At 58.7% G+C, this 685-nt stretch carries 2 protein-coding genes; both read left to right on the top strand.

Translation table 11 applies throughout. The features are described 5' to 3' along the window. The coding region (locus P0D80_RS50865; RefSeq protein WP_408296486.1) for a pentapeptide repeat-containing protein at positions 1 to 401 on the top strand (401 nt) is incomplete at its 5' end. 41 nt (positions 402 to 442) lie between these two features. Next, positions 443 to 685: hypothetical protein (locus P0D80_RS50870; RefSeq protein ID WP_408296489.1), on the top strand; the 243-nt coding region annotated here is incomplete at its 3' end.

The raw sequence follows: 685 nt of genomic DNA on the forward strand, positions 1-685 counted from the left end.
AGCGCCCGGACAATCGTGCTGTTTCGGTAGCACTGCAGCATGGTGGGGAGCTGAAGGTCTCCGAGGATACAGACGCGAACGGCAGCGTCCTCACCTTTACAGTGGAAATCGGCGCGACCTCCGAGTCTTTTGCTGTCGAGGGCGGGACGCTCGAAGACCTCCGGGCAATTCTGGAGCAGGAGATTGCTTGGCACGAGGCAGATCACCATCTGTACCGGGAAGCGGCTAAAGACATCCCGCAGGTGAGACGGTCTGTTCTCACAGGGGGCACGATGGGCATGCGCCGGATGGACCTGCGCCGGATCGACCTGAGCGAAGCGAACCTGCGGCGGGCAAACCTGAGTGGTGCGAAATTGAACTGGGGGGATTTAAGGACGCGGACCTTTTCGGTGCAGACCTGAGCCACACTGACCTGAGCGGGGCGCGCTTAGGTGGGGTGAACTTGGGCGGGGTGACATTTCATCAGACGAAAATCTCGCTGGGATTTTTCTTGCACAACGTCGATCAATTAACCGATGGAATGCTTTCCGGGATCGTCTTCTCTGGATTGACAGAGGACCTGAGCCGTCCAGAGGTGCGCGATGTGCTTTTCAACCACCGGAACAATCCGGACTCAGGCAGCATCCTGACTGCCATCGACACGCGGCTGGAGGGTGACAACAAGATCCGCTGCATGGAACTCGCT

The sequence above is a fragment of the Paraburkholderia sp. RL17-373-BIF-A genome (genome assembly GCF_046030175.1).
Taxonomy (GTDB): Bacteria; Pseudomonadota; Gammaproteobacteria; order Burkholderiales; family Burkholderiaceae; genus Paraburkholderia.